This window comes from Nonomuraea sp. NPDC050790, from assembly GCF_044456745.1.
Taxonomy (GTDB): Bacteria; Actinomycetota; Actinomycetes; order Streptosporangiales; family Streptosporangiaceae; genus Nonomuraea.
The window spans coordinates 262,817-282,850 of the sequence record NZ_JBITGF010000002.1 but is presented as its reverse complement, the minus strand read 5'-3'; the positions used below and the strand labels follow the sequence as shown (position 1 = coordinate 282,850).

Below are 20,034 nucleotides of genomic sequence, written 5' to 3'. Positions count from 1 at the left end.
CCGTCATCCGGTGAAACCGATGTCCTGGTAGCGCAGGTCGTAGAAGCCGCGGGCGCCCGCATTGGCCAGGTTCGCCTTGGCGGCCACGTTCTGCGGGCGCTGGTAGAGCGGCAGCACGTTGACCTCCTGCCAGATCAGCTTGTCGGCCTGGTTCGTCTCGGCCCGCGCCTGCGCCGGATCGAGTGCGGACCCGGCCTTCTGCATGGCGGCGTCGATGGCCGCCGAGCCGGTCCTGCCGAAGTTGGCGTTCCACGTCTTGCCGCCGTCGGGCGAGTTCACGTAGATGCCGTAGCTGCTCGACACCGGGTACGGCGTGCCGATGTAGGCGAACGGCGTGATGTCGAAGTTGCCGGGGATGACGTACTTGGTGAAGAAGTCGTCGCTCGGCACCGCCTTCAGCGTGAGCTTGACGCCGATCTGGGCGAGCATGTTCTGGGCCAGCTCGCCCTCCGACTTGCTGAGCTGCACCCCGGTCGGCACCACGAACCGCAGGTCCAGCGGCTTGCCGTCCTTCTGCCTGACGTTGCCGGCGAGCTTCCACCCGGCCGCGTCCAGGAGCTGCTTGGCCTTCTCCGGGTTGTAGACGCCCAGTTCGCCGGCGTTGTCCTGGTAGCCCTCCTGGGTGTTCATGAAGAAGTGGTTGTTCAGCAGCGTGATCGGCCAGTCCAGGCCCTGGAGGTCGGACTGCGCGATCGCCTGGCGGTTGATGCCGAGCTGGACCGCCCTGCGCACGTTCACGTCCTTGAGCAGTTCGCTGGAGCCGTTGAAGGTGAAGTGGCGGAAGTCGGGGCCGGCGGCCTGCCGTACCTCGGCGCCGGAGGTGGACCTGGCGCGGGCGTAGTCGGGGGCGGAGGGGCCGACGTCGGTGATGTCGAGCTCGCCGTTGCCGAACGCGCCGATCAGGGAGTCCTGCTCGGAGGCGCGGTAGATGATCTGGTCGAGCTTGGCCCGGTCGCCCCACCACGCGTCGTCGCGGACGATCGTGATCGTCTTGGCGGTCTGGTCGAAGCCCTTGAACTTGAACGGCCCCGCCGTCACGGGGATCTTGTTGAGCCAGCCGGTGTTGAACGCCTCCGGCGAGCTGTTGGCCGACTTCGGCAGCAGCGGCCCGAACAGCGACTGCCAGTCGGCGAACGGCCGGGCGAAGGTGACGACCACCTCGTAGTCGTCCTTGCCCCGCCTGACGCTCTCGATGTCCTGGTAGCCGGTCGGCGAGACGATGCGGAAGGCGGTGTCGCTCCCGTTGAGCGCCTTCCACTGGGCGGCGTAGTCCTGCCAGGTGATGGGGTCGCCGGTGGACCACCTGGCCTTCGGGTTGAGCGTGTAGGTGACGACCTGCTTCGGCTCGCTCTCGGTGATCTTCGCGTCCACGAGGTAGTCGGGGTTGGCGGCGATCTGGGCCTTCTCGTCGGAGCGGAACGGCGTCGGGAACAGGGCGTTGCTGACCACGGAGGCCATGAGGAGGTTGCCGTCGACGTGGTTGCGGTTCCACTGGGAGGGGAACTCGTTGAGCCCCCAGCGCAGCGTGCCGCCGTCGCGTACCTGGTCGCGGGGCTGGAGGTTGATGTCGAACGCCTTGATCGCGGCACCGTCGCCGGAGGGCCCGGCGCCACTGCCGCCCGCCGATCCGCCGCTGCCGCCGCCACCGCAGCCCGCCAGAGCCAGCGTGCCGGTCAGCGCGGCGGCGAGGGCGAGACGTGATGCCTTCATGTATGTGACTCCTCGTGGTTCTGAACGACTTCGAGCTTCTCGGCGTAGTGGCAGGCCACGCCGTGGTCGTGGGCGAGAGCGCGTACCTCGGGCTCGCTGTCCACGCACCGGGTCCGCTCGTGCTCGGCGAGCGTCCTGAACTTCGGGCAGCGGGTACGGAAGCGGCACCCCGAGGGCGGGTCGGCGGGGCTGGGCAGGTCGCCGTCGAGCAGGATCCTGCGCCGGGTGCGTTCGCGCTCCGGGTCGGGCAGCGGGATCGCCGACAGCAGCGCCTGCGTGTAGGGGTGCATGGGCGCGTCGTAGACGGTGTCCACCTGGCCGATCTCGGCGATCCTGCCGAGGTACATGACGGCCACCCGGTCGGCGATGTAGCGCACGACGGCCAGGTCGTGGGCGACGAACAGGTAGGACAGCCCGAGCCTGGCGCGCAGCTCGCCGAGCAGGTTGATCACGCCGGCCTGGATGGAGACGTCGAGGGCGGAGACCGGCTCGTCCAGGACGACCAGCTTCGGTTCGAGGGCCAGCGCGCGGGCGATGCCGATGCGCTGGCGCTGGCCGCCGGAGAAGTCCTGCGGGTAGCGTGCGGCGTGGGCCTCCTCCAGGCCGACCAGGCGCAGCAGCTCGCGCACCCGCGAGCCGGTGTCGCCGCGCCGGTGCGTGCGCAGCGGCTCGGCCAGGATGTCGTGGACGGTCATCCGCGGGTCGAGCGAGGCCAGCGGATCCTGGAAGACGACCTGCAGGTCGCGCCTGACCGCCATCCTGTCGCCGGCGCCCATGCGCGCGGTGTCCTGGCCGAGCACGACGATCCTGCCGTCCTGCGGCTCGGCCAGCTCCAGGATCTCCATCAGCGTCGTGGTCTTGCCGCAGCCCGACTCCCCCACCAGCCCGAGCGTCTCGCCCTGGCGGATGTCGAAGCTGATCCCCGCCACCGCGTGCACGGTCCCGACCCGGCGCTTGAACAGCGACCCCTTCATCAGCGGGTACTGCTTGACCAGCCCGTCCACGTGCAGGACCACCTCCTGCGTGCCCCGCCCCCCGCGTACGGCAGCCGCCGCGGCGTGGGCCGCGTGCCGCCCCGGCGGCCTGACCCCGGCCTCCGCCCAGCGGATGCAGGCCGCCTCGTGCCCAGGCCCGACGTGCAGCAGCGCCGGCTCGGCCACCGAGCACTCCTCGACCGCCATCGGGCAGCGCGGCTCGAACGGGCAGCCGGGTGGCAGCGCGGCGGGCGCCGGCGGCGTGCCCTCGATGGGCACCAGCGGCCGCCGCCCGCCCGTGTCGACCCTCGGGATCGAGCCGAGCAGCCCCACCGTGTACGGCATGCGCGTGCGGTAGTAGATGTCGTCCACCGCCCCCACCTCGACCGGCCGCCCCGCGTACATGACCAGCACCCGGTCGGCGAACCCGGCCACCACCCCCAGGTCGTGGGTGATCATGACGATCGCGGCGCCGGTCTCGCGCTGGGCCGTCTTCAGCACCTCCAGCACCTGCGCCTGGATGGTGACGTCGAGCGCGGTGGTCGGCTCGTCGCAGATGATCACGTCGGGGTCGTTGGCGATGGCCATGGCGATGACCGCCCGCTGGCGCATGCCGCCGGAGAACTCGTGCGGGAAGCCCAGCGCCCGCTGGCCCGGGTTGGGGATGCCGACCAGGTCGAGCAGCTCCACCGCCCGGACCATGGCCTGCTCCTTGGTGACCTTCTGGTGGATCCGCACCGCCTCGGCGATCTGGTCGCCGACCCGGTAGACGGGGGTGAGGGCCGAGAGCGGGTCCTGGAAGACCATGGAGATCGTCCTGCCGCGCAGCGCGGTCAGCCGCTTCTCCGGGGCGCCGATCAGCTCCTGGCCCTTGAGCCGCACCGAGCCGGTGACCACGGCGCTCGGGGGCAGCAGTCCCATGACCGCGGCGGAGGTGACGGATTTGCCGGAGCCTGACTCGCCGACGATGCCGAGGACCTCGCCGGGCCGTACGGCATAGCTGACGCCGCGCACGGCGCGCACGTCGCCGAAGGTGACGTGCAGGTCGCGCACCTCCAGCACCGGCTCACCCGCGCTCATCGCCGCCCCTTCCTTGCGGCGGCCGGGTCGAACGCGTCGCGCAGCGCGTCGCCGATGAGGTTGACGGCCAGCACGGTGACGACCAGCAGCGCGGCCACGAACCAGAACGTCCACGGCGCGTAGACGGCGGTCTTGGCGCCGTCGGCGATGAGCGTGCCGAAGGAGACGTCGGGCGGCTGGATGCCGAAGCCGAAGTACGACAGCGAGGTCTCGGTGAGGATGGCGGCGCTGACGTTGAGCGTGGCGTCCACGATGAGCAGCGACGACAGGTTGGGGATCACGTGCCGGAAGATGATCGTCACGGGCGGGACGCCCATGAAGCGGGCGGCCTGGATGTACTCGCGCTGCTTCAGCGAGATCGTCATGCCCCTGACGACCTTCGAGGTGACCATCCACAGGAACAGCGCCAGCATCACCACGAACAGCACCCACTGCCCGCCGCCGAACAGCGGCGACATGATCGCCAGGATGAGGAAGGCGGGCAGCACGAGCAGCAGTTCGGTGATCCAGCTCAGCGTGCGGTCGGTCCACCCGGCGAAGTACCCGGCGAACGCGCCGACCGCCGCGGCCAGCGCCGTGGACAGCAGCGCCGCCAGCAGGCCCACGATCAGCGACTTCTGCATGCCGCGCAGCGTGACCGCGTAGACGTCGGCGCCGGTCTGGAGCGTTCCGAACCAGTGCCGGGCCGAGGGCGGCTGCAGGAAGGCGGTGAAGTCCTTGTCGGTGTAGGTCCACGGGCTGAACAGCGGCCCCACGAAGGCCAGCAGGAACATCATCGCCAGTACGGCGAAGCCGATCCGCCCCTGGACCGAGCCGAAGAAGCGGCGCCCCACCATCCGCAGCCGCGACGGCGCGCGCGGCGTCTGCCGGAGCTCCTCGGCGAGCTCCTCCTCCTGCAGGCTCATGCCGTTCTCACCCGCGGGTCGAGGGCGGCGTGGAGCACGTCGGCCGCCAGCGAGGCGGCCAGGACGGCGATGGCGGCGAGGAAGGCGATGGCGGCCACGGTGTTGACGTCGTTGGTGAAGATCGAGTTGATGAGCTGCTCGCCGAGCCCGTGCCAGCCGAAGATCTTCTCGGTGAACGTGGCCCCGGTCAGCAGCGTGCCGAAGGTGAAGGCGAAGTAGGTGACGACGGGGATCAGCGCGGTGCGCAGCGCGTGCCTGGTCAGCGCCTTGCGCCTGCTCAGCCCCTTGGCCACGGCGGTGCGCACGAAGTCGGCGCCGAGCACGTCCAGCATCATGTTGCGCTGGTAGCGGCTGAAGGTGGCGATCAGGCCGAGCGACAGCGAGACCGTCGGCAGGATGAGGTGCTGCAGCCGGTCGAGCACGCCGCCCCAGAACCCGGTCTCCAGCCCGTCGGAGTACTCGCCGCTGACCAGGAAGACCTGGCCGCCGAAGACGTTCTCGTTGAGCCAGGTGCCGGCGAGGATGAGCATGGTGGCCAGCACGACCACGGGGATCGCGAGGACGAGGAACGACATCCCCGCCGAGAGCCGGTCGAACCAGCCGTACTGCCTGACCGCCGCGTACGCGCCCACCAGCACGCCGGCCAGGCTGCCGAAGACCAGCCCGAGCATGATCAGCCGGAAGGTGACCCCGGCCCGCCGGGCGAGGTCCTCGTTGACCGAAGTGCCGGTGACGGTCTTGCCGAAGTCGCCGTGGAGCACCCCGGCCGCCCACGTGGCGTAGCGCTGCAGCAGCGGGGTCTTGTCGTTGAGGTTGAGCGCGGTGAGCTGGGCGTCGACGACGGCGGGCGGCGGCTTGGGAGTGCGGTCGGCGTAGTTGGAACGCGGGTCGAGCGCCCCGGCCGCCAGCATGTACGCCAGACTCGACGCCACCGCGACCAGCACCAGATAGTTGAGCAGCCTGCGAGCCAGGAACCCCGCCATCCACACCTCCCCTCCGTAGTCATAGTGCTACACCATGTAATGGAGGGGCCGCAGCCAAGTGTCAAAGAGGAGTTACGTTAGCGTCCGGATAGTTCGTCCACCGCTGCCCGGACATCCTCGCTGGTGATAGTGGTCAGCTCGGCGGAGCTGGCGTCGCCGCCGAGCGCCGCCAGGCGCACGTCGCGCCGGAGCGCGGCCCGCTCGAACAGCGAGCGGGCGAAGCGGCCGTTGCCCAGCCCGTCGATGAGCTTCTCCGAGCACACCCAGGCGAAGACCTCGTCGAGGTCGCGCAGGGCCGCCTCGTCGAAGCGGTCGCCGGCCTTGTCGGCCAGCAGGGCGGCGATCTCCGACAGCTCGGCGGGGCTGTAGCTGGGGAAGGCCACGCGCTGGTTGAAGCGGCTGGCCAGGCCCGGGTTGGTGGCCAGGAAGGCGTCCATCTCGCGCTGGTAGCCGGCCAGCACGATGACGATCCTGTCGCGGTCGTCCTCGGCCCGCTTGAGCAGCGTCTGCACGGCCTCGGCGCCGAAGGCGTCGCCGCCGGAGTAGCCGGGGTTGACCAGGCTGTAGGCCTCGTCGATGAACAGCACGCCGCCGAGCGCCCGGTCGACCAGCTCGTTGGTCTTGATCGCGGTGGCGCCGAGGTGCTGGCCGACCAGGTCGGCGCGGTGCGCCTCGACCACGTCGGGCCTGGCCAGCAGGCCGAGGGCGGCGAAGACGCGGCCGAGCACGCGGGCGACCGTGGTCTTGCCGGTGCCGGGCGGGCCGGCGAAGACGAAGTGCCGGGTCTGCGGCGGCGTCGGCAGCCCGCGCTCCTGGCGCATCCTGGCCACCTGGAGCTGGGCGGCGATCGCGTGGACCTGCCGCTTGACCGGCTCCAGCCCCGCCATGCGGTCGAGGTCGCCGAGCGCCTCCTCCAGCGTGGGCGTGGCCTCGTAGCCGCGGAAGCGGGCGGTCAGCTCGTCGAAGGCCTTGGTGAGGTCGGCCGTGGTGGTGGTGACGAGGTCCTCGGTGGTGGGGGTGCCGCCGGCGCCGACCACGCGCACGTCGCGGGCCTGGGCGGCGGCCTCGACCAGGCTGCGCACGAAGCGGGCGTTGCCCAGCTCGTCGACCAGGCCGCGGCGCTGGACGTCCTCGAACAGGCCCAGCAGCGCGGCGGGCGCCCCCTGCCCCATGCGGTCGCCGCGCCTGCCCTGGAGCAGCTCGGTGATCTGGGCCAGCTCGGCGGGCGAGTAGCTGGGGAAGCGCACGCGGGTGGCGAAGCGGCTGGCCAGGCCCGGGTTGGAGGCCAGGAAGCCGGCCATCTCCTGCTCGTAGCCGGCCAGGATGATGATCAGCCGTTCGCGGTCGTCCTCGGCCCGCTTGAGCAGCGTCTGCACCGCCTCGGCGCCGAAGCGGTCGGGCTGGCCGTCGGAGGAGTTGATCAGGCTGTAGGCCTCGTCGATGAACAGCACGCCGCCGAGCGCCCGGTCGACCAGCTCGTTGGTCTTGATCGCGGTCGCGCCCAGGAACTCGCCGACCAGGTCGGCGCGCTGCGCCTCGACCACCAGCGGCGTCTCCAGCAGGCCGAACGCGTAGAAGATCTTGGCGAGGGTGCGGGCGACGCTGGTCTTGCCGGTGCCGGGCGGGCCGACGAAGACGAAGTGGCGGGTGGGCCGCTCGGCCGAGTAGCCCGCCTCCGCGCGCAGCCTGGAGGCCTCGATGGAGGCGGCGATCGAGCGGACCTGGTCCTTGACCGGCGCGAGGCCGATCATGCTCTCCAGCTCGGCGAGCGCCTCCTCGACCGAGATCGGCTTGTGCGGGGCGCCGCGCTCCTGCTGCGTCTCCTGCCTGCCGTCGCGGGCGCGTACGCGTACCTGCTCCTCCTTGGTGAGCTGGGCCTTGACCTGGCGGGCGGCGACGAAGCGGTAGAGCAGGACCGCGGCGGCGGCGCCGTAGGCCGCCCACAGGGCCACGCTCTCGGAGACCGAGGCCAGCGCGGCGGCCAGGGACCCGGCGGGCACCAGCGCCATCAGCGTGGTCAGCCAGGGCGGGACCCAGCGGATGAGGTGGGCGAGGCCCGCGACCGGCACCACCAGCACCATGAGCAGCATGGGCGCGGCCGAGCGCGGCTCGAACACCATCGTCATGTAGACCGGCAGCAGCGCCAGCCAGCCCGCGACCACCACCGCCGTGGCGGCGGCGCGGGGAAAGTGCAACGTCAGCGCCGCGAACCCCAGCAGCACGATCGTCACCAGGAAGGTCTGGCCCAGCTCCCAGCCCAGCGCCGCGCCGACCCCGAGGGCGGCGACGAGCACGCCGACGTAGAACACCCGGCGCACGGCCGGGGGAAACTGGAAATACCGCAACCTCACTCGCTCGAACAGATCCCGTGCGGCGGCTCTGCCCGCCGGCCGGGTCCTGTCGGACTCCCGCATCACGCCTCCCCGGTCCGACCCCGGTTATACCGCACCGGACCGACGATTGGGCGCTGCCGACACGCTAGGTGGCGGTGACGAATGCGGCGATGTGCCGGCCCAGCTCCGCGCCCGCGTCCTCCTGGAGGAAGTGACCGGCCCCCGCGATCACCGGATGCTCCAGCCCGGCGGCGCCTGCCATGGTCCGCTTCAGGATGGGCGCCATGCCGCCGGTGATGGGGTCGCCGTCGGAGAAGGCGACGAGGAACGGCAGGCCGAGCGTGGTGAGGATCTGCCAGGCAGCGCGGTTGGCGGGCGCGGCCGGATCTTCGGGCGTGTCCGGGACGAGTCCGGGCAGGGCGCGCGGGCCGGACTTGTGGCTCTCGTCGGGGAAGGGCGCGTCGTAGGCGTCCCGGACGGCCTGGGACAGCTCGGTGCGGCAGCCGGACTGGACGAACCTGGCGATGTCGAGCGCGGGCGCGGTCATGACGGCGTCCTTGAACCGGTGCCAGACCTCGGGCATGGGAATGTCACCGGCCGGCAAGCCCGTGTTGGCGGCGACGATCCTGGCGAAGCGCTCGGGGTGCTCGGCGACGATCCGGAGTCCGATCAGTCCGCCCCAGTCCTGGCCGACCATGGTGATGCCGGTCAGGCCGAGCTCGTCCAGCAGGAGGCGGCGGGTCCACTCGACGTGGCGGGCGTAGGTGTGGTCGGCGGGGTCGGCCGGTTTGTCGGAGCGGCCGAAGCCGACCAGGTCGACGGCGATCGCGCGCAGCCCCGCCTCGGCCAGTTCGCGCATGACGTGGCGGTAGAGGAAGGACCAGCTCGGCTCGCCGTGCAGCAGCACGACCGGCTGCGCGCCGGGCGGGCCCGCCTCGTACCAGGCCATGCGGATGCCGTCGACCTCGGCGTAGCGCGGTTCGCAGGGGAAGTCCGGCAGGTTCGCGAAGCGTTCCTCCGGGGTGCGCAGCAGATCCATCTCCCGACGTTAGCGGCGTTGGTGCCGGCCCGGGAACTCCCCTACCAGAACATGGCTCGGTGTCACCCGGAGCACGTCGGAGCCGGCCAGGGCGATGCCGCGTACCTCCACCCAGAACCTGCGCTGCAGCGGGTCGGCGGCGAACACCGCCACCCTGGGGTCGGCCTCGACGGCCGCCCATGCCCGCGGCTCGGCGATCAGGCGCAGCTCGCCCGCCCTGGTCACCGAGGCGACCGCGCCGACGACCCGCGGGCCCGCCGGGTCGGTGTAGGTGAGCACCACGGATCTGGCGTAGGCGAAGGCCTGCCGTACCTCGGGGGAAAGGGCCACGGACGGCGCGTCGCCGAGCAGGGGCTCGGCCATGATCAGTGAGGCGCGCCACGGGCCCGGCGCGCCCTTCCACCAGGCGCGCGCGCCGCGCAGCGCGAAGAGTGCCGCGACCGCGCCGAGCGCGGCCAGCCCCGCCCACCACGCCCAGGCCAGCGCGAACACTCCCCCGGCCGCGCACGCCGGCGCGGCCACGACGACCAGCAGCGCGGCGGCCAGCAGCCAGCGGTCCTCGCCGTGGCGGGCCTTGCGATAGGCCTCCACCAGCGGGTACGGCACCGCCAGCGCCACCACCGCCGCCCGCGGCTCCAGGACGAGCGCCCCGAGCACCAGCGGCACGAGCACCGACCAGACCCGGCCGAGAACGATCCAGAGCACCACCCCGGTGTTCCGCCGCCCCTCGCGTTCCCCGCGGGCCAGCGCGAACTCCTCCAGCGCCCGCAGCGGCCGGCCCCGCCAGACGCCGCCGAGCCCGTGCAGGACGGCCAGGGCGGGCCAGCCGAGCACGAGGATGCCGGTCAGCCCGGCCCAGACCGGGTCGAACGCGGCGGTGAACGCGGGCAGCACCAGCCACGCGGCGAACGCGGCCACCGCCACCAGCGCCGAGACGACCGTCGTGCCGAGCCAGGGCGCGCGGCCGAACATGGCCGGCACGTAGGACCACACGCCGACCCTGCGCGCCTGCCGCACGGTCAGCACCACCACGACCGCGAGGACGGCCGCGCCGCCCAGCCTGGCCTGCGGCCCGAGATCGAGGACGAGCGCGGCGAAGGCGACGGCCAGCGTGGCCACGGCGAGGAGCAGGCGGGTCTGGCGCGACCACACCTCCAAAGCCCGCCTGGCGCGGCCGCTCTCGCGCGGGTCGAGCGGCCAGACGGGGTCGTGGTGGGCGCGGGGGCTGTCCCAGCGCAGCCAGGCGAGGCCGAGGTTGACGCGGGTCTGGGGGTGGGCGATGTCACGCTCCAGAGCGGCGGCGTAGGCGGTCCTGGCCCTGCGGTGCTCGCCGCGGATCAGGGCCAGGTCGCCGAGCTGGAGGTGCGGGGTCAGCTCTTCGGGGGCGTAGGAGCGGGCCAGCTCGGCGTGGCGTACCGCCTGCTCCCAGCCGCCGGGGGCGTGGCGCAGGGCCGCGGACAGGCGCAGGCGGGCCTGCCAGGAGCCGGGGGCCAGCCGTACGGCGTGCTCGGCGTGGGCCAGGGCCTCGGCGTCGCGGCCGAGCCGTTCCTCGGCGAGGCTGATGAGGCGGTGGGCCCATTCGGCGTCGGGGTCGAGTCCCGCGGCCTTCTGGGCGGCTTCGAGGGCGGACTCGGGGCGGCCGTCGCGCAGCCGGGCCGCGGACAGGGCGCACCATTCGCGCGGGGATCGGTCAGGATCGTCGCCCGTCCCGTCTTTCCCCACACGGTCATGATCGGGTGGTTGGTAGAACTTTCATAGATCCGGACATATGCCTGTATCTCTCTAGAGAGGTCCGGGCGAGATGTGGATCATCCGATACCGCTATGCCAAGTGCCGCACATCGCCTAAGCTGCCACGCATGCTTACGCGGGCCCGTTGCGACCGAGGCGGCCCGCTGGGGGTTCCATGACCGTCACCCAGGCCGCGCCCATCATGAAACGGGCCCAGCGGGTCGGAAACGACAACCGCTGGGCCGTGCTCGTGTTGCTGTGCCTGAGCCTGTTGCTGATCACCGTGGACGCCACGGTGCTCCACATCGCGGTGCCCGCGCTGACGGCCGCGCTGGAGCCGTCCGCGGTGCAACTGCTGTGGATCATCGACGTCTACTCCCTGGTCGTGGCCCCGCTGCTCATCCTGTTCGGCACCCTGGGCGACCGCTACGGCCGTAAGAGGCTGGTGCTGACCGGTTTCGTCCTGTTCGGCGTGTCCTCCGCCCTGGCCTCGGCCGCGACCAGCCCCGCCATGCTCATCGCGGCCCGCGCGCTGCTCGGCGTCGGCGGGGCCATGATCATGCCGGCCACGCTCTCGATCATCCGCCAGGTCTTCACCGACCGGCGCGAGCGCGCCGTCGCGCTGGGCGTCTGGAGCGCCGTGGCCGCGGCGGGCGCCGCCGTGGGGCCGCTCGTCGGCGGCGTGCTCGTCGGCTGGTGGTGGGGCGCGGTCTTCCTCGTCAACGTGCCCATCCTGCTCGTGCTGCTGCCCGCCGCGGTCCGGCTGCTGCCGGAGTCGCGCGAGCGCGGCGGGCGCCGCTGGGACGCGCTCAGCGCCGTCCTGTCCGTCCTCGGCATCCTGGCGCTGGCCTTCGGGCTCAAGGAGGCGGGCTCGGGCGGGCTGCTGCCGTTCGCCGCGGCCCTGGCGGTCTTCGCGGGGGGCGTGGCGCTGCTGGTGTGGTTCGTCAGGCGGCAGACCAGGCTGGCCGCGCCGCTGCTGGACGTGGAGCTGTTTCGCCGCAGGGAGTTCACCACCGGGGTCGCCGGGGTGCTGCTCGGCGTCTTCTCGCTGGTCGGGCTGCAACTGATGCTGGCCCAGTATCTGCAACTCGTGCTCGGCGACAGCCCGCTGCAGGCCGCCGTGCGCATGCTGCCGCTGGTCGTCTCCGCGATCACCGGCGGGCTGGCCGCCGCGCGCATCCTGCCCAGGATCGGCATGCGGGCCACCATGAGCGGCGGGCTCGCGCTGGTCGCGGTGTCGCTGTCGCCCACGCTGACCTGGGGCGTCGAGGGTCACCCCGTGATGCTCGCCTTCTGCTTCGTCGGCATCGGGTTCGGCGTGCAGGTGGCGTTGCTCGCCGCCTCCGACACGATCATGTCCGCCTGCCCGGAGTCGCGCGCGGGCGGGGCGGCGGCCGTCGAGGAGACCGCCTACGAGCTCGGGGCCGGGCTCGGCGTCGCCGTGCTGGGCACCATCACCACCCTCGCCTACTCTCCCGCGGTGCCGGCCGTAGCTGGGGTGCCTGAGGTCGGCATGGACCAGGCCAGGCAGTCGCTGGCGGGCGCGGCCCACGTCGCCGAGCAGGTCGGCGGCGAGGCGGGACGCGAACTGCTCGGCGCCGCGCGCTGGGCCTTCGTCAACGCGCTGCACACGACGGTCGTGGTCAGCGTGCTCCTCCTCAGCCTGACCGCGCTCGCGGTCGCCTGGCTGCTTCGCCGCGATTGAGGTGTGTGATGTCCCGTTCAGGGCAGGCATCTACCGTGAGACAGGCAATGCGAGATATAGCGGCTTTAGTGGCTCGTGTCGGCGTGGGCGGGCTCTTCTTCGCCAACGGCTGGAGCAAGCTTCAGGTCGGCCTGCTGGCCACCGGCGAGGAGTTCGCCAAGCAGGGCGCCCCCGCGCCCGGGGCCTGGGCCACCGTCACCATGCTCACCGAGCTCATCGGCGGCGCGCTGCTCATCGCCGGGCTGGCCGTGCCGGTGACCGGGCTCGTCCTCTTCGTCGAGGCGCTGGCCGTCTTCCTGATCGCGCCGCCGCTCAACCCCGTCACCACCAACGAGCTCATCGCCCTGGGCGCCGCCGCGATCCTGCTGGCCGTGGTGGGCGCCGGACGCATCTCCGTGGACCACATGGTGGTCATCAGGCGCAGGGAGTCCGAGGCGGCCTCGGAGTTCGCCGCCGACAACGAGGCCGACCGGGTCATCGCCTCGCTGCGGGAGCCGTACGCGCCGCCGATCCCCGCCCCAGCCGAGGAGGAGAAGGAGAAGGAGAAGCCCGCCGCCGCCTCCGAGGACACCACGCCGCATCCGCGCCCGCGCAGCCGTAACGGAGGGTCCGACGAGCCGGGCGACACGCTCGTGGCGGGCCGCAAGAAGCCCTCCGCCGCGCGCGCCCGCAAGCCCGCAGAGCCCGCGGAGGACTGAGCGCTCAGACGTCCGCGCGCGTGGTGACGGGCGTCTTGAGAGGGACGGCCCCGCGCCGCGTCACCCCCTGGGTGAGCGCGATGGCCGCCAGGATGACCACGGCGCCGACCGGCTGGTTCCAGGTCAGCGCCTCGCCCAGGATCACCACCCCCGACAGGGCCGCGAACACGGGCAGCAGATAGGTCACCGTCGAGGTGGTCGTCACGCCCGCCTGCCCCTGGACCCAGTAGAGCAGCAGGTACGCCACCCCGGTCCCGAGCCCGCCGAGCGCGAGCATGCTCCACCACACCCCGGCCGAGACCGTGGTGTCCACCAGCGGCACCCCCGCGATCGCGGTGATCACGCCGAGCTGCACGGCCCCGCTGAGCAGTTGCCCCGCCGCCAGCACCACGGGCGCCTCGCTCCGCCGCCCGGTGATGAACCGGCCCATGTACGCGCCGCCGACGCCGTAGCAGAGCGCCGCCCCGAAGCAGGCGAGGCTGCCGCCGAGCTGCCCGCCCGCCATCGGCTGCCAGACTCCGAGCACCACCATGACCCCCGCGAACCCGAGCCCCAGCCCGGCCATCCGGCTCGCGGTCGGCTTTTCCGCGCGCAGCAGGAGGGTGAAGGCGAGCGTGCACAGAGGCGTGGTGGCGTTCCAGATAGCGGCGACCACGGAGGACACGTACTGCTCACCCCAGGCGAACAGCGTGAACGGCAGCGTGGTCAGCACCACCGAGGCCACCTGGAAGTGCCCCCAGAGCCGCGGATCACGCGGCAGCGCCTTACGACTGATCGCGACGGCGACCAGCAGCGTGGCGGCGCCGATCACCATGCGGGTGAACGACACCTGCAGCGGATGCAGTTCACCGACGGCGACCTTGATGAAGAAGAAGCTGTTGCCCCAGACGAGCGCCAGCACGAGATAGGCGGGCAGCCAGCGCCGCATCGGTTCCTCCCGGTCAGATGGATCGGCAGGAGCGTAGCGGTCTTTTCCCAAGTTACGTAGACATATATCCCGATGCCCTCTGGAGATGGGGATGTCCGGATCCGGACGGAGTGACAACGAATTGTCGGGCTCCGCCGTCCCATGGAACGTTCCTGTTCACCTCCGACGCAGAGGACTCGACGGTGCGAGCTCTCCCCATCGCCGCGGCCACGCTGGCCGCCCTCGTCTCGACCGGCCTGCCCGCCCACGCGGCAACTCCGGCCGTACAAATCATCAAGGTGTACTACGACAGCCCGGGCAAGGACACGCGCTCCAACGCGAGCCTCAACGCCGAGTACGTGGTGCTGAAGAACACGACGCGAACGGCCATCCAGTTGGAGAAGTGGATCCTGCGCGACGAGACCGGCTACAAGTACCGGTTCCTCGCCTTCGTCCTCAAGCCCGGCAAGACGGTGACCGTGCGGACCGGTCAGGGCAACGACGGGACGAGTGGCGTGTTCTGGAACCGCCGCCAGTACGTGTGGAACAACGACGGCGACATGGCGGCCCTCTACCGGGGCACGGATCTGAAGAAGGTCGACGCCTGCGACTGGGGCCGTGGCGGCGGCTGGACCGACTGCTCGTAGGCCACCCGTTCAGGGGCAGCCGGTCTCGACTCCGATGGGCGCCACGAAGCCGGGCTTCTGAGCCCCCCTCATCCAGAAACTCGGGTCCGGGGGCTGCTGGGGCTGCTGGTGCTGTGTTCCGGCCCAGAACTCCTGGATCTCGGCGTCGGTGAAGGTGGTCCCACAGCTGACGCTCTGCCGGGTGTCCGCGCTGACCAGCAGGGCCAGCCCCATGGCGACGAGGACCGTCGCCGTCTTCCACCGCCTCATGTCACGCCCCCGTCCGCCGGCCGTCCGCCCATCGTGGCCGATCGTGATCACACGCTCGTAACGCGCCACGGCAAGAGCCCGCCCCCGGGGTGTGTGGGAGCGGGCTCTCTGTCGTGGCGCGGGTGGGTCAGGCTACGGGGCGCTTGTCCAGGCCGTAGCTCACGCGGTCGATCCACCAGGGTCCGCAGCTCGCGGCGCTCCACACGCCGCTGTTGGTCCTGGCCCAACTGCCGTCCCTACGGCCGTTGACGCACTGGACCCACGCGCGGTACTCGTACGCGGAGCCGCTCGTCGTGCAGCGGGCGGAGAACGAGTTCTGGCCGAAGCCGTACTCGCACTCGGCGACCGCCGCCGACGCGGGGGTCAGCGTGACCAGCCCGGCCGTGACGGCTCCGGCCGCGAGCGCGGTCGCGGCGAGGGCGCGCAGGGTTCTTCTCATGACCTCTCCAGAATGCTGGTGACGCGGGGCGACGTTCGGTGCGCCCGGTGCCGACCTCGCTCCGGGCTGGGAGAAGAGAGGGAATTCTTAGGAAACTTTCCTAAGTGAAAGATACGTGCCCACCCCGGCGCGTCAAGACCTCACAGCTCGAACCTGGCGACCCGCCTCAGCTTGTTGACCGCGTCCAGCGCCGCGACCTTGTACGACTCGGCCAGCGTCGGATAGTTGAAGACCGCGTCCACCAGGTAGTCGACCGTCCCCCCGCAGCCCATGACGGCCTGGCCTATGTGCAGCAGTTCGGTGGCGCCGGTGCCGAACACGTGCACGCCCAGCAGCGAACGATCCTCGGGCGAGACCAGGAGCTTGAGCATGCCGTAGGTGTCGCCGATGATCTGGCCCCTGGCCAGCTCGCGGTAGCGGGAGATGCCCACCTCGAACGGCACGTGCGAACGGGTCAGGTCGTCCTCGGTCTGCCCGATGAAGCTCACCTCGGGGATCGTGTAGATCCCGATCGGCTGCAGTGACGACAGCCCACCCAGCGGCTCCTCGCAGGCGTGGTGGGCGGCGATGCGGCCCTGCTCCATCGAGGTGGCCGCCAGCGAGGGGAAGCCGATCACGTCGCCGACGGCGTAGATGTGCGGTACGGCGGTGCGGTAGAAGGCGTCCACCGAGATGCGCCCCCGGTCGTCGGCCGAGAGCCCCGCGGCCTCCAGGCCCAGCTCGTCGGTCATCCCGTGGCGTCCGGCGGAGTACATGACGGTCGCGGCCGGGATCTTCTTGCCGCTCTCCAGCAGCGTGATCGCCCCGCGTGGCCGCTTCTCGACGGCGGCGACGGTCTCGCCGAAGCGGAAGGTGACGGCCAGGTCCCGCAGGTGGTATTTGAGCGCCTCGACGATCTCCAGGTCGCAGAAGTCCAGCATGCGCTCGCGCCGTTCGACGACGGTGACCTTGGTGCCGAGCGCGGCGAACATCGAGGCGTACTCGATGCCGATCACCCCGGCGCCCACCACGACCAGCGAGTCGGGTACGGCGGGAAGGTTCAGGATGCCGTCGGAGTCGATGATCGTCTCTTCGTCGAACTCGACGGACTCGGGCCGTGCGGGCCGGGTGCCGGTGGCGATGATGATCTTGGCGGCGCTGACCTTGACGTCACGTCCCTGCTCGTCGATGACGTCGAGGGTGTAGGGGTCGACGAAGCGCGCCGAGCCGGTCAGCACCGCGACGTGGTTGCGGGAGAGCTGGCTGCGGATCACGTCCACCTCGCGGCCGATCACGTGCTGCGTCCTGATGCCCAGGTCCGCGACCGTGACCTCGTCCTTGACCCGGTAGGACTGGCCGTACATCTCGCGCTGGTTGAGGCCGGTGAGGTAGAGGACGGCCTCGCGCAGGGTCTTGGAGGGGATCGTGCCGGTGTTGATGCACACGCCGCCGATCATGTTGCGCCGTTCCACGACGGCGACCCGCTTCTCCAGCTTGGCGGCCGCGATGGCCGCCTTCTGCCCGCCGGGTCCCGAACCCACCACGAGCACGTCAAAGTCGGTCACACGACCCACAGTACGGTTCCCCTCCACGCCGGTCACCAGCCGAGGGCCCGGCGGTTTCCGGCCCGCGCGGAACGGGCCGGAAACCGGAGACGACTAGCTGTAGAAGTAGGTGGGGCTGTGGGTGACCGTCGTGCCGCGCTCGCCCCAGTAGGAGGTGATGTCGGCGCGGTAGCGGGTGTCCTCGTAGGCCGTGGCCAGGGCGGTGGTGCAGGTGTTGCCCGAGTGGCCGTAGTAGTTGTTGCGGTCGGTGATCTCCGGCGAGGGGCCGGGGCGGGAGATCGGGACGAGCTTGACCCGCACCCAGCGGGCGCCCTCGGTGTTGAACGCCGCGGCGCAGAAGCGGTCGCCGCCGTCGTCGTAGGCGACGGTGCCGTCACCGACGTTGCGGCTGAAGGAGTTGGCCAGCGCGGGCTGGGCGAGAGCGAACGTGGCAGCGGCGACCGTGACACCAACCACGGCGGTCTTGAGCAGGTTCTTCATCATTGCCCTTCGATCGGGGGCGGCCTGGGGTACACCGCCCTCGCCAGCGATCTTGGCCAACGATCCGAGCATGACAACAGGTCCTAACGGGAGAATTCTCCAGTTGGTCATGTAATCGTAGACAGATATTCGCCCGGCGCGAATCCATGATCAGCAGAGGAGACGGCGTCATGCTCGACGTGATCGGCGCGGGCTTCCCGCGCACCGGTACCTCTTCGATGAAGGCCGCTCTGGAGCGGCTGGGCTTCGGTCCCTGCTATCACATGTACGAGGTCCTCACCCACCCCGACCACGTGGACCGCTGGGTGGCCGTGGCCGAGGGCCGCGAGGTCGACTGGGACCGGGTCCTGGCGGGCTACCGCTCGGCCATGGACTGGCCCGCGAGCCACTTCTGGCGCGAGCAGGCCGCGGCCTACCCCGAGGCCAAGGTGGTGCTCACCGTACGCGACCCGGTGCGCTGGCACGCGAGCATGCGGACGCTGATCTCCAGCGGTCCCAGGATGCTGGCCGCCGGCGACCTGCCGCCCGCCGCCGAGCGGGTGCTCGGCTCGATGCGCAGGCTGGCGCCGGTCATGGACTCCATCGGGCGGGCGGCGTTCGGGCCGGACTTCTCGATGGCCCAGGACATGCCGCCGGTGGAGGTGGCCGTGGAGTTCTTCGACCTGCACACCGAGGCCGTCAAGCGGGCGATCGAGCCCGAGCGGCTGCTGGTCTTCGACGTGCGCGAGGGCTGGGAGCCGCTGTGCGCGTTCCTGGGCGCCGAGGTGCCGGACGAGCCGTTCCCCCACCTCAACGACGCCGACGCGATGAAGGCCATGCTGGCGCGGCTGACGACGGAGGGGGTGGTGAGCTCGCCGTTCGGTGGCGGTTAACCGCCATAGGACTCGACGGTCCGCCCCCATGGCCGCTCACCTGGGCTTTCCCTAGCGTTGAGCCATGATCACACTACGCGGGCTGACCAAGCGCTATGGCGCGCGCACCGCGGTCGACGACCTCACCCTGGAGGTACGGCCCGGCGCCGTGACCGGCTTCCTCGGCCCGAACGGCGCGGGCAAATCCTCGACCATGCGCATGATCCTCGGACTCGACCGGCCGGACGCGGGCACGGCGCTCGTGGGCGGCCGGCCGTACCACAGGATCGAGAACCCGCTGCGGACGGTCGGCGCGCTCCTGGACTCCCGCGCGGTGAATCCGGGGCGCTCGGCGCGGGCGCATCTGCTGGCGCTGGCGCGCGCCAACGGGATCGGCAGGGCGCGCGTCGGCGAGGTGCTGGAGACCGTGGGGATGGAGCGCGCGGCGGGCCGGCGGGCGGGCGCGCTGTCGCTGGGCATGAGCCAGCGGCTCGGGATCGCCGCCGCGCTGCTGGGCGACCCGGCGGTGCTGATGTTCGACGAGCCGGTCAACGGTCTCGACCCGGACGGCGTGCGCTGGGTCAGGCGGCTGATGCGCCGCCTGGCCGGCGAGGGCAGGACGGTCTTCGTCTCCAGCCATCTGATGAGCGAGATGCAGCTCACCGCCGACCATCTCGTGGTGATCGGGCGCGGCAGGCTGATCGTGGACGCGCCGCTGAGCGAGGTGGTCGCGGCGGGCGCGGTGCGGGTCCGCACCCCGCACGCCGGAGACCTCGCCGTACGGCTGCGCGCCGCCGGCGCCGAGGTGTCCAGGACCGGCGAGAGCAGTTTGGTGGTCACCGGCGCGACGATCGAGCGGATCGGCGACCTGGCCCACGAGGCGGGCATCGGGCTGCACGAGCTGAGCGCCCAGGAGCCCTTGCTGGAGCAGGCCTTCCACGAGCTGACCGCGGACAGCACCGAGTACGGGAGCCGGGTATGAGACGGGCGATGGCCGCGGAGTGGGTCAAGCTGTGGTCGGTCCGCTCGACCTGGTGGTGCCTGGCGGGGGCGGCGGCGCTGATGGTGCTGGCCTCGGTCACGGTGGCCGGCGCGCTGGGCTCGCACAACGGCCAGCCGCGCACGGAACGGCTGGCCGCCACGGAGCCGGTGGTGTCCGCGTCGGTGTTCGCCCAGTTCGCGCTGGTGGCGCTGGCGATGCTGGTGGTCACCTCGGAGTACTCCTCCGGCGGGATCCGGGTGGCGCTGCAGGCGACGCCGGTCAGGGGCCGACTGCTGGCGGCGAAGGCGCTGGTGGTGGCGCCGGTCATGTTCGCCGCCGGCGTGGTGAGCGGGGGCGCGGGGGCGGTGCCGGCGTACCTGCTGCTGCGGATGGAGCCGTTCTCCGCGCCGGTCACGCTGGCGGCGGGCGAGACGGCGGGCGACCTGGTCCGGCTGGGGGTGTTCTGCGCGCTGGTGGGCGTGCTGACCGTCGGGGCCGGGGCGGCGCTGCGCAGCGCGGCGGGGACGCTGACGGTCGTGTTCCTGCTGATGATGGGGCTGCCGCTGCTGATCATGATGACCGGGGCGCCCGCGCTGATCGAGGCGTCGATGCGGCTGCCGATGTTCGCCGGGCTGGCGTTCATGGAGAGCGCGGAGAACATGACGGGCGGGCCGATGCCGTACGCGCCGGCCGAGGGGCTGGCGTGGCTGCTGGTGTGGGCGGCGGCGGCGCTGGCCGCCGGATATGTCGTCCTGCGCCGGCGCGACGCCTAGACTGC

Annotated in this window: 18 protein-coding genes; 6 read left to right on the top strand and 12 right to left on the bottom strand. The window is 71.6% G+C overall.

Going from position 1 to position 20,034, the window contains the following annotated elements; all coding sequences use genetic code 11:
* Window positions 1–3: 3 nt before the first annotated feature.
* From ACIBEJ_RS09785 to ACIBEJ_RS09755, 7 genes are all read right to left on the bottom strand, one after another.
* The gene (locus tag ACIBEJ_RS09785; RefSeq protein WP_397182250.1) at window positions 4–1,710 is read right to left on the bottom strand and encodes an ABC transporter family substrate-binding protein; all 1,707 of its coding nucleotides are present in this window, start codon (window positions 1,708–1,710) and stop codon (window positions 4–6) included.
* Complete coding sequence (locus tag ACIBEJ_RS09780) at window positions 1,707–3,764, bottom strand: dipeptide ABC transporter ATP-binding protein (protein WP_397182249.1); 2,058 nt, start codon at window positions 3,762–3,764, stop codon at window positions 1,707–1,709. Before ACIBEJ_RS09780 ends, ACIBEJ_RS09785 begins: the two co-directional genes overlap by 4 nt.
* Window positions 3,761–4,669, bottom strand: a complete 909-nt coding sequence (locus ACIBEJ_RS09775) for an ABC transporter permease (protein ID WP_397182248.1) — start codon at window positions 4,667–4,669, stop codon at window positions 3,761–3,763. The genes ACIBEJ_RS09780 and ACIBEJ_RS09775 overlap by 4 nt, the downstream gene beginning before the upstream one ends.
* A complete protein-coding gene (locus ACIBEJ_RS09770; RefSeq protein WP_397182247.1) occupies window positions 4,666–5,652 on the bottom strand; it encodes an ABC transporter permease in 987 nt (328 codons plus the stop codon). Before ACIBEJ_RS09770 ends, ACIBEJ_RS09775 begins: the two co-directional genes overlap by 4 nt.
* A gap of 77 nt (window positions 5,653–5,729) precedes the next feature.
* Window positions 5,730–8,066 (bottom strand): AAA family ATPase, encoded by a 2,337-nt coding sequence (locus ACIBEJ_RS09765; protein ID WP_397182246.1) that lies wholly within the window; start codon window positions 8,064–8,066, stop codon window positions 5,730–5,732.
* 64 nt (window positions 8,067–8,130) lie between these two features.
* Entirely contained in the window at window positions 8,131–9,024 is an 894-nt protein-coding gene (locus ACIBEJ_RS09760; protein WP_397182245.1) for a haloalkane dehalogenase, read from the bottom strand.
* A gap of 9 nt (window positions 9,025–9,033) precedes the next feature.
* A complete protein-coding gene (locus tag ACIBEJ_RS09755) occupies window positions 9,034–10,746 on the bottom strand; it encodes a tetratricopeptide repeat protein (RefSeq protein ID WP_397182244.1) in 1,713 nt (570 codons plus the stop codon).
* A 183-nt stretch (window positions 10,747–10,929) separates the two neighbouring features.
* On the opposite strand from ACIBEJ_RS09755, the gene ACIBEJ_RS09750 reads away from it, so the two are divergent.
* Both ACIBEJ_RS09750 and ACIBEJ_RS09745 read left to right on the top strand, forming a co-directional pair.
* Window positions 10,930–12,459, top strand: coding sequence for an MFS transporter (locus tag ACIBEJ_RS09750; protein ID WP_397182243.1), 1,530 nt, complete (start codon window positions 10,930–10,932; stop codon window positions 12,457–12,459).
* A 68-nt stretch (window positions 12,460–12,527) separates the two neighbouring features.
* Window positions 12,528–13,157: a DoxX family protein gene (locus ACIBEJ_RS09745; RefSeq protein WP_397182242.1), complete on the top strand. Its 630-nt coding sequence runs from the start codon at window positions 12,528–12,530 to the stop codon at window positions 13,155–13,157.
* Window positions 13,158–13,161: 4 nt separating this feature from the next.
* Here the strand turns inward: ACIBEJ_RS09745 and ACIBEJ_RS09740 are convergent, their stop codons facing one another.
* Window positions 13,162–14,085 carry a DMT family transporter gene (locus ACIBEJ_RS09740; RefSeq protein WP_397182241.1) on the bottom strand — a complete coding sequence of 308 codons (924 nt, stop codon included), beginning with the start codon at window positions 14,083–14,085 and terminating at the stop codon, window positions 13,162–13,164.
* Between the two features lie 182 nt (window positions 14,086–14,267).
* On the opposite strand from ACIBEJ_RS09740, the gene ACIBEJ_RS09735 reads away from it, so the two are divergent.
* Entirely contained in the window at window positions 14,268–14,711 is a 444-nt protein-coding gene (locus ACIBEJ_RS09735; protein WP_397182240.1) for a lamin tail domain-containing protein, read from the top strand.
* 9 nt (window positions 14,712–14,720) lie between these two features.
* Here the strand turns inward: ACIBEJ_RS09735 and ACIBEJ_RS09730 are convergent, their stop codons facing one another.
* The 4 genes from ACIBEJ_RS09730 to ACIBEJ_RS09715 form a co-directional block, all read right to left on the bottom strand.
* Window positions 14,721–14,960: a hypothetical protein gene (locus ACIBEJ_RS09730; RefSeq protein WP_397182239.1), complete on the bottom strand. Its 240-nt coding sequence runs from the start codon at window positions 14,958–14,960 to the stop codon at window positions 14,721–14,723.
* Window positions 14,961–15,087: 127 nt separating this feature from the next.
* Window positions 15,088–15,399 carry a hypothetical protein gene (locus tag ACIBEJ_RS09725; RefSeq protein ID WP_397182238.1) on the bottom strand — a complete coding sequence of 104 codons (312 nt, stop codon included), beginning with the start codon at window positions 15,397–15,399 and terminating at the stop codon, window positions 15,088–15,090.
* 140 nt (window positions 15,400–15,539) lie between these two features.
* The gene (gene sthA, locus ACIBEJ_RS09720) at window positions 15,540–16,943 is read right to left on the bottom strand and encodes a Si-specific NAD(P)(+) transhydrogenase (protein WP_397182237.1); all 1,404 of its coding nucleotides are present in this window, start codon (window positions 16,941–16,943) and stop codon (window positions 15,540–15,542) included.
* Between the two features lie 93 nt (window positions 16,944–17,036).
* Window positions 17,037–17,483, bottom strand: coding sequence for a hypothetical protein (locus ACIBEJ_RS09715; RefSeq protein ID WP_397182236.1), 447 nt, complete (start codon window positions 17,481–17,483; stop codon window positions 17,037–17,039).
* Between the two features lie 110 nt (window positions 17,484–17,593).
* On the opposite strand from ACIBEJ_RS09715, the gene ACIBEJ_RS09710 reads away from it, so the two are divergent.
* The 3 genes from ACIBEJ_RS09710 (at window position 17,594) to ACIBEJ_RS09700 (ending at window position 20,029) form a co-directional block, all read left to right on the top strand.
* On the top strand, window positions 17,594–18,295 hold the full coding sequence (locus ACIBEJ_RS09710; protein WP_397182235.1) for a sulfotransferase family protein: 702 nt from the start codon (window positions 17,594–17,596) through the stop codon (window positions 18,293–18,295).
* A 64-nt stretch (window positions 18,296–18,359) separates the two neighbouring features.
* Window positions 18,360–19,256: an ATP-binding cassette domain-containing protein gene (locus ACIBEJ_RS09705; protein WP_397182234.1), complete on the top strand. Its 897-nt coding sequence runs from the start codon at window positions 18,360–18,362 to the stop codon at window positions 19,254–19,256.
* Window positions 19,253–20,029 carry an ABC transporter permease gene (locus ACIBEJ_RS09700; protein ID WP_397182233.1) on the top strand — a complete coding sequence of 259 codons (777 nt, stop codon included), beginning with the start codon at window positions 19,253–19,255 and terminating at the stop codon, window positions 20,027–20,029. Before ACIBEJ_RS09705 ends, ACIBEJ_RS09700 begins: the two co-directional genes overlap by 4 nt.
* The last annotated feature ends 5 nt before the right edge of the window (window positions 20,030–20,034 follow it).